Here is a 7,213-nt window from a genome sequence, read left to right on the forward strand (position 1 = left end):
TGCGCCTCGTCGCAGGGCCGCGATAAGGGTGTCGACTTCCTCCGAGGCGGTCAGCATCAGGACCTTTGTCTGCGGGCTTCGCGCCACGATTTCGGAAATCACATCGATACCTCCTCCGGGCATGGATACATCGAGCAAAAGGACGTCAGGCACATGGGACGCCGCCAGCGCGGCCGCGTCATCGGCGCTTGCCCCTTCTCCGACAACGACGAAATCCTTGATTTCGGACAGACTGCGGCTCACCCCTTCTCGAAAAAGAGGGTGGTCGTCCACAATCGCTATCTTAATGGCTGTCAAGCTGCACTCTCCGTCTCCTCGGGCTGAAGAAAAGCCATCCGCGGTCCATCGGCTGGCTATTCGATAGAGACATGGCAAGTGTGCGGAAAACGTCCAGAGAGACACTATAGGAGCGACTGAACACTTTTAGTTAGGCCAGTGCAATATCGTGATTTTGCCGCCCGCAGGTTTCACGGTGAGTGGTTCGTGGCGTCGGCGAAACGACATGGTATGCCGATTCAGATTTCTGATCTCGTGATCAGCGGAAATGGCCGCTTCGATTGTCGCGATTATGGCCTTGGGAGCAGCACTCTTCATGGCTGGCTTGTCGGAACCGAACTTCATATCGTCCTCGTGTTCCGTCCATCCACGGAGCTTCAATTACTTCAATCCTGCCAGGAGAAGCAGGTCCTGGAGCGCCAGTCAGACCTAGGTCCGTCTTCCCCTCGGCGCTATCTCGCTTAAATTTTCCTCATCCTTGTTGAGAGGACACCAGGGAGGTTTTAGCAATGTTGCTGTATCCAGTCAGAACCTCCCTGGTGAAGCGGCGGGCACCATGCCGAGCGGATATTACAAGGGTTTACGGGCGTCCTTCAGGTGGACGGCTATGCCGGATATAATCGGCTGATCGCAGCGGATCGTGTCGGTCTCGACATCCGGCTAGCCTATTGTTGGGCGCATGCGCGGCGTAAGCTGGTCGAGATTACCCGCAACGGCTCGGCACCGATTGCCGTCGAAGGCGTGAAGCGGATCGGCGAACTCTATCGCATCGAAGACGAGCTGCGCGGTCTTTCCCCAGAAGCTCGCCTCGCCGGGCGGAAGGAACGATCAGCGCCATTGATCGCCGACATGCGGACTTGGCTGGCGCATCATCGCACCCGCGTCGCTGGCAAGTCGCCACTCGGCGAAGCGCTCGCCTATATCGCCAAATACTGGGATGGCCTCGGCATCTTCCTGACCGACGGTCGCATCGAGATTGACAACAATTCCGTAGAACGGACCATCCGGCCGATAGCACTAAATCGTAAGAATGCACTCTTCGCTGGGCACGACGCGGGAGCGGAGAACTGGGCGACCATCGCCTCGCTGATAGAAACCTGCAAGCTTAATGCCGCCGATCCGTTCGCCTACCTGTCCGCCACGCTCACCCGCCTTGTCTACGGCCATAAGCAGAGCCGGATCGACGAGCTAATGCCGTGGAATTACCCTGAGCGTACACACGGCTGAAGTCCGCGTCGGCCCGAAGGAGACCGTCAATTCGTCGCGCGAGGACGGCAGCTTTGCGCCTAATGTCGGTCGTTTGGGCTGGCTTCAACAGATCCTGAAAGCGGACACGCCAACGATAAAGCCAAGATGCAGGAGATGCTCTCGTTGCCTGCTGCTTGTGACCGGAAGCAGCGGCATGGCGTTGAAAGCGGCCGGCTTCCCATCGGCGCGTTGCGGACGAGGGTGATGACGCTTCGCTCCACGCGTCCTAACCTTCAACCTTCTGCCAGACGGAGACATGTTTATCGCTGACCTGCGTGAACAGCTCCTTTTTCCAGCCGCCCCAACGCTCTTTGAGCCTTAAACCAGCCAGTCGCGCCATAAGGTCGAATTCAGCTGGCCAGGCATAACGAAACGGTACTGAGAATCGCTCATAGCTTCCGTCACGGAGCCAGATGTGATGGGACGAGAAATTCTGGTTCACCACGTCGTACTCGTCGACGCCCCAATGCGTTTCGCCGTGGTCGAACGCCAGGATCGTCTCGCCGACCGGCAGCCGCTGAAGCGGCGGCACGCCGACCTCAATCAGGAAGTGTCCACCAGGTTCGAGATGCGCGGCTGCGTTCCGGAAGCAGGCGAGCTGAGCGTCCTGCGATGTCAGGTTGTTTATCGTATTGAAAACCAGGTAGACGAGTGAGAACCGTCTCGCGACATCCGTCGTTACCATATCGCCGATCGCTACCGAGATCTCCGCGCCTCCTTCTTTAGCGCGAAGGCGAGACACCATCGGCCTCGAAAGCTCGATGCCCTCCACCTGCACCCCTTTCCGCGCGAGAGGAAGTGCGATACGTCCGGTTCCGATCGCGAATTCCAAGGCGCGCCCGCCTCCTGCGAGCTCGGCCAGGAGATCAACGGCCGGCTCGATCACCTCTGGCGCAGAGATGCCTTTATCATCATCGTAGGTCGCAGCGATCTTCTCGTCGAAAAGCCCGTCATCATGCATTCTGTCTGCCTCTCTGGTAACGCTTGTTTCAAGACCGACGGCGCTATCGCGTTGACCGCGGCTTCGTGGACATCGCATCAATTCGTGAGCCGTCGCGAAAGGGATCAGCGAGGGCTTCCACCCATCCGCGCGGGGCATGGGATTCCCCGGAGGCAAGCGCATCCATGGCGGCGGCCGGTGATCTGTTTCGTCGCTCGCTGGCTGCGACGGTGCCAGTCCAAGCGAACTCGCGAATATCGCGACGCGCAATACCTATGTCCGCCAGATCACGATCCGATAGTCGGTGCAGTGCGTGTTCGGTCTCGCTACGTTGCCACCAGCCCACAACGACGGAGGCTCCGAACCTCAAAGCTGGTAGCTTCGTCAGAAGGCCGCGGGCAAGGCGCTCCGGGATTTCGGCTATTTGGAATTCCAGTGTCATGACCTTCGTCCAAGTTGTGCTGAGTTAATGCCAACCTAGTGAATTGCCGTCAGACGTGTTATCGGCAGTCTGACAAATTATGTCTCTGAGCCGCCATGATTGCCCGCGACAACCTGATCAACGTTCATTTGCCGGAAGACGGGTTCGGAGATTATCCGCATACCGCTGTCGCTCAGGGCGGAGCAGAGCCCGCCGGGCGGACCTACGCTTTTCATACGCACCACCGGGCGCAGCTTTTCCAGATCGTGCGGGGTTCGCTGAGGCTGGAGACGGAGCGGGGTTACTTCATCGTCCCGCCCGAACGCGCCGTGTTCGTGCCGTCCGGGGTCCTCCACGAGGTGACCTACCTGCAGGAGACGGAGCGCAGCTATCTCTTTTTCCGCCCCGACGCGGTGGCGAGCCTGTCACCGGAAGTCTCCGTGATCGGTACGACGCGGCTCCTGCGCGAGCTAATCCTGGCGTTTCTGGAAATACCTCGCGCGGATGCGGGCAGCCTCCGCGCCGAACGACTTGTGGCAGTCATTCTCGACCAGCTCCAGACGAGTCCGGTCGCACCGTTGTCTCTCCCGTTGCCGGCATCCGAACGCCTCCGGGACATCGCCGCAGACATGCGGAATGAGCCGGGCGCAGATTGGCCTCTCGATGAGCTTGCGTCACGTGCGGCCATGTCCCCACGTAGCTTCCAGCGTCACTTCCAATCTGAGACAGGGATGAGTTTCCGCGCCTGGCGACAGCAGGCGAAACTGCTGAAATCGGTGGAGTGGCTCGCCGGTGGCCGAAGCGTCGGCGACATCGCTTTTGCACTCGGCTACTCAGGCCCCAGCGCCTTCATCGCGGTTTTTCGGGCGGCCTTCGGTGCCTCTCCCGGAAAATACTTCCAAGACACGCCTCTGGAGCTGTGATTCACGGGATGCCCGGCGCGGCTTACCGCGTAAGTCTGCCTTCTTGGCCTCGCTCTCAGAACCTGCCAGTCTCCTTCCGGCCCCATTTTGGTCATCGCCAACCCGTTCGACATGACCGCTTTTGGCGCATTGCTGCGATCTCTGACACAGCGATACTATTCGAAACGGCAATACGCTCGCGGTCAAGGTGCCAGACAAACAGCGCTTACGTTGGGGTGGAGGAAACCGATCAACGGCGCCTCAAGCGTTCAGTGGAAGGTGGGGCCGCTCGCGACGCGATGCGTTCTTGCGTTCTTGGCTGCCATAGACAACGCGTCCACTATTCTTTCGGGGCTCGCCGGTTTGGTGACGACAGCTCGGCCCTCCGGATTTTCGACAAAGCCGGGGTTCAGGGTGAAATACACCACACCAAGTCCAAACCCGGAAAAGAGGGCGCGGGCAATGGACGGCCCGGTGAGTCCATCCCCAAGCCGGACGTCGATGATGGCGATGTCCGCTTCGGAGCCGAGCTCCAGAGCCTCTGACATGTTTCCCGCGATGCCAGTGATTTCGAATCCGGCGTCGATCGCGACGTCCTCGATCACCAGAGCGATTCCCGGTTCGTCTTCGACGATGAGCAGACGCATGTTTCGTCTCCAGGGCGGCTACAAAATCGGCGCGGCGCTCTCTGGCGTCGCCAATCGAAAACACTCCCCGCTACAAGCCGTTCCACGTGTAGGACTTCAGTCTCAAGCATCCCCAACTAAGGTCCGAGATCGGGATGCCTCACTGAGATCGCCCGCCCGCTCCCTGTCAGCGACCCGCGTGGAAGAAGTGTCGAAGGACCAGATCTTGACGCCAGGCCCGAACGCTTCCAGTTTTTCACCAACGTGCGGCTGACATATCTAATCTCTTCTCCAAAAGTAGAGGGTCTACGTCGGACCAAAGTCCGTTTGCGCCCGCAGAACAAAGTTAGAGTGTAGGCTTGTTGACGACGTTCCAACAATGTCGGCGGCTGGGATTTGTCCGCCCCGAATTGAATGTACGGAAACGGCAGAAATCAAAAAGCAGTCCCTTCACCTATACGAAAGTATCTTTGTGATTGACGTGGCGAGAGATCTGCAATGCTTTCATATAAAGATGAAGATCGACCAGACACATTTCATTCTGACCAGCCTCTGGTCTCGGTAGTCATCCCGGCCTTCAATGCTTCCACTTACATCGAGCGCACGCTTCGGTCCGCGGTGCGCCAGACCTACGCCGCCCTGGAGATTATCGTTGTCAACGACGGTTCCACGGACGACACTGCAAAACTCGTCGAGCAGACAGCGATGTCAGACTCACGAATCCGCCTCCTGTCCACCCCCAACCGCGGTGTCGCCGCCGCGAGGAATACTGGGATCGAGGCATCATCAGGTCGATTCGTGGCATTCCTTGATGCGGACGATCTCTGGCACCCAACGAAAATCGAAAAACAGGTGAACGCGCTCAACCGGCTGTCCTCGCACTGGGCTGCCGTCTACACGCTGCATTACATCATCAACGAGGACGACGAGATCATTCGCCCTGGCAGTTCCGATGTTGCAAGAGGATATATCTATGCCCGGCATCTAAATGTTAAGTATATAGGGAATGGAAGCGCGCTTCTCGTCCGGCGTGACGTCGCCCTTGCGATAGGTGGGTTTGATAGCTCATATGCAGCAGCCGGCATTGGAGGCTGCGAAGACCTCGATTTCGAGCTCAAGCTAGCCGCACGCTACTTCATCGAAGTCGTTCCCGAACGGCTGGTGGGATATCGAAAGCATCCAGGCAGCATGTCTTCCGATCACCTGCGCATGGGCAAAAGTGCTCTGGAAGTCGTCAGGCGTTCGCTGGCCGCAAATCCGCAGCTCCCCCGATACGCGATCGGAAGTGCAATCGACGCCACTCGAAAATATGCGTTTTGGGAATTCCGACAAGCTCGGAGAACGTATCTGTCACTCGTGACCATTGGGGTGATTTTACGAAGCGACCCGTGTTTCGTGGTTCGGCTTGTACTCCAGAAGGGTCTGCGCGGAATACAACACTGCCTTCGTCTCGGGACGACCACAGCAAACCGTGAAGATCAGCCGCGAATGAAGAGATTGAAATTCGACGATCGTATTGCTCCTTCGCGTCTCGAATGCCCAAAGGAGACCCCGCGATTACGACGTCATCTGATGCGGCTGGCTGCGGTGGATGCCAAGCTGAAACTCTCGCGCCCCGAGCGAACGGTACGCAATGCGGGCGAAGGTTGAATGATAGAGGAATCGCGGGCCTTGGAAGCAGGCCCGCGATACTTTGAAGTTATTTGATGACCTCAATCACCGTGCGGGTCTTCGGATTGACGAGCACGCGTTTTTTGTTGACGACTACATAGCCGTAATCAGGCTGATCGGGGATCGTGTGGATCTCGACCGTGTCAGGAAATGCCGTACCGACCGCGACGTCACCTTCAAAGGTGACGGATGGCGTTTCCTGTTTTTCGACATAGGTCCTGACCTCGCCAGGAACGACGACCGTCGTCGTCTGCGCGACCGCCGCGCCTCCGAGTGACAGAAACAGCGCTGCCGCAGAGATGACCAGTGTTTTCATGATGTTATCCTCCCAGGATTTTGAGTGTCCCGGTAAACGCCACCGATAAGATATAGTTCCTCCGCTACACGGAATGCCTGCGGGCATGTTTGAACGGTGACGTTAGCGTTCTCTCTCATGCTGCACAGCTCATCACAAACGCGGCAAAATACGGGGCTCTATCGGTTGATACGGGAGTGATTGAAATCGACCGGTCCCCGCGATGTAACAAGACTCTTGCAGGGCGAATCTGGCCAGATACACTTAGGCGCCATCAAGCAACAAGCTCATAAAGCAGCGTCGTCGTCACTACGGCCTAGCTTCGTAAGCAAATTATTCCTCAGCGTCGGAATAGTTTTTATATTGCAGCTTCTGGAGCGGCGCATCCAGCCTTAGGATGAGCCCCGTCGGCGCATAATCAAGTGCGACCTCTCCAAAGGCGGACAGGCTGGAGCTGACAAGGCGTGTGCCGAACCCCTTCTTGCTCGGAGCTTCCACCGTCGGGCCTCCAACCTCCTGCCAAGTGAAGTTCAGGCGTTGGTCGCCCGCCTCATCGCGTACGGACCATTCGATTTCGATCGTCCCTGTATCTACCGACAGCGCACCATACTTGCTGGCGTTGGTGACGAGTTCGTGCAGCACCAGGGAGAAGCAAAGGGCCGCTTGTGGACCCAATTCAACCGCAGGACCGCTCGCCTTGAAACGTCCTGACGTCTCAAGTCCGAGATTGATCGCGGTCGCCTCGACGATTGTCGCCATGCTCGTGCCCAGCCAGTTCTGCTGAAGCAAAATGTCGTGCGCCTTTGAATAAGCATTGATGCGTGCCGTGATCGA

The 7,213-nt window shown here is 58.0% G+C and carries 9 protein-coding genes and 1 pseudogene; 3 read left to right on the top strand and 7 right to left on the bottom strand.

Annotated elements, in window-relative coordinates; all coding sequences use genetic code 11:
• Both FY112_RS37720 and FY112_RS13730 read right to left on the bottom strand, forming a co-directional pair.
• The coding region (locus FY112_RS37720; RefSeq protein ID WP_246700667.1) for a response regulator transcription factor at positions 1-297 on the bottom strand (297 nt) is incomplete at its 3' end.
• A 126-nt stretch (positions 298-423) separates the two neighbouring features.
• The gene (locus FY112_RS13730; RefSeq protein ID WP_151518583.1) at positions 424-621 is read right to left on the bottom strand and encodes a hypothetical protein; all 198 of its coding nucleotides are present in this window, start codon (positions 619-621) and stop codon (positions 424-426) included.
• A gap of 201 nt (positions 622-822) precedes the next feature.
• Between FY112_RS13730 and FY112_RS13735 the strand changes: the two are divergent.
• A pseudogene (locus FY112_RS13735) lies at positions 823-1,503 on the top strand (IS66 family transposase); the annotation flags it as partial.
• A 247-nt stretch (positions 1,504-1,750) separates the two neighbouring features.
• On the opposite strand, the gene FY112_RS13740 reads toward FY112_RS13735, so the two are convergent.
• Both FY112_RS13740 and FY112_RS38465 read right to left on the bottom strand, forming a co-directional pair.
• Entirely contained in the window at positions 1,751-2,485 is a 735-nt protein-coding gene (locus FY112_RS13740) for a class I SAM-dependent methyltransferase (protein ID WP_102764960.1), read from the bottom strand.
• A 43-nt stretch (positions 2,486-2,528) separates the two neighbouring features.
• On the bottom strand, positions 2,529-2,906 hold the full coding sequence (locus FY112_RS38465; RefSeq protein WP_131630577.1) for a DUF1127 domain-containing protein: 378 nt from the start codon (positions 2,904-2,906) through the stop codon (positions 2,529-2,531).
• Positions 2,907-3,001: 95 nt separating this feature from the next.
• Between FY112_RS38465 and FY112_RS13750 the strand changes: the two genes are divergently transcribed.
• On the top strand, positions 3,002-3,808 hold the full coding sequence (locus FY112_RS13750) for a helix-turn-helix transcriptional regulator (protein ID WP_151518584.1): 807 nt from the start codon (positions 3,002-3,004) through the stop codon (positions 3,806-3,808).
• A gap of 248 nt (positions 3,809-4,056) precedes the next feature.
• Here FY112_RS13750 and FY112_RS13755 read toward each other — a convergent pair whose 3' ends face one another.
• Positions 4,057-4,434 carry a response regulator gene (locus tag FY112_RS13755; RefSeq protein ID WP_151518585.1) on the bottom strand — a complete coding sequence of 126 codons (378 nt, stop codon included), beginning with the start codon at positions 4,432-4,434 and terminating at the stop codon, positions 4,057-4,059.
• A gap of 477 nt (positions 4,435-4,911) precedes the next feature.
• On the opposite strand from FY112_RS13755, the gene FY112_RS13760 reads away from it, so the two are divergent.
• Positions 4,912-6,063, top strand: coding sequence for a glycosyltransferase family A protein (locus FY112_RS13760; protein ID WP_151518586.1), 1,152 nt, complete (start codon positions 4,912-4,914; stop codon positions 6,061-6,063).
• A gap of 49 nt (positions 6,064-6,112) precedes the next feature.
• Here FY112_RS13760 and FY112_RS13765 read toward each other — a convergent pair whose 3' ends face one another.
• Positions 6,113-6,400 (bottom strand): DUF1236 domain-containing protein, encoded by a 288-nt coding sequence (locus FY112_RS13765; protein WP_027668898.1) that lies wholly within the window; start codon positions 6,398-6,400, stop codon positions 6,113-6,115.
• Between the two features lie 312 nt (positions 6,401-6,712).
• On the bottom strand, positions 6,713-7,213 hold a 501-nt coding region (locus FY112_RS37725), incomplete at its 5' end, for a sensor histidine kinase (RefSeq protein ID WP_246700668.1).

Source organism: Rhizobium sp. PEPV16 (genome assembly GCF_008919455.1).
Classification (GTDB): domain Bacteria; phylum Pseudomonadota; class Alphaproteobacteria; order Rhizobiales; family Rhizobiaceae; genus Rhizobium; species Rhizobium leguminosarum_Q.

What these genes read in the sequence shown, in the direction of transcription:
- FY112_RS13730 (WP_151518583.1), bottom strand. Translation starts at nt 621, where the DNA reads ATGAAGTTCGGTTCCGACAAGCCAGCCATGAAGAGTGCTGCTCCCAAG.
- FY112_RS13740 (WP_102764960.1), bottom strand. Translation starts at nt 2,485, where the DNA reads ATGCATGATGACGGGCTTTTCGACGAGAAGATCGCTGCGACCTACGAT.
- FY112_RS38465 (WP_131630577.1), bottom strand. Translation starts at nt 2,906, where the DNA reads ATGACACTGGAATTCCAAATAGCCGAAATCCCGGAGCGCCTTGCCCGC.
- FY112_RS13750 (WP_151518584.1), top strand. Translation starts at nt 3,002, where the DNA reads ATGATTGCCCGCGACAACCTGATCAACGTTCATTTGCCGGAAGACGGG.
- FY112_RS13755 (WP_151518585.1), bottom strand. Translation starts at nt 4,434, where the DNA reads ATGCGTCTGCTCATCGTCGAAGACGAACCGGGAATCGCTCTGGTGATC.
- FY112_RS13760 (WP_151518586.1), top strand. Translation starts at nt 4,912, where the DNA reads ATGCTTTCATATAAAGATGAAGATCGACCAGACACATTTCATTCTGAC.
- FY112_RS13765 (WP_027668898.1), bottom strand. Translation starts at nt 6,400, where the DNA reads ATGAAAACACTGGTCATCTCTGCGGCAGCGCTGTTTCTGTCACTCGGA.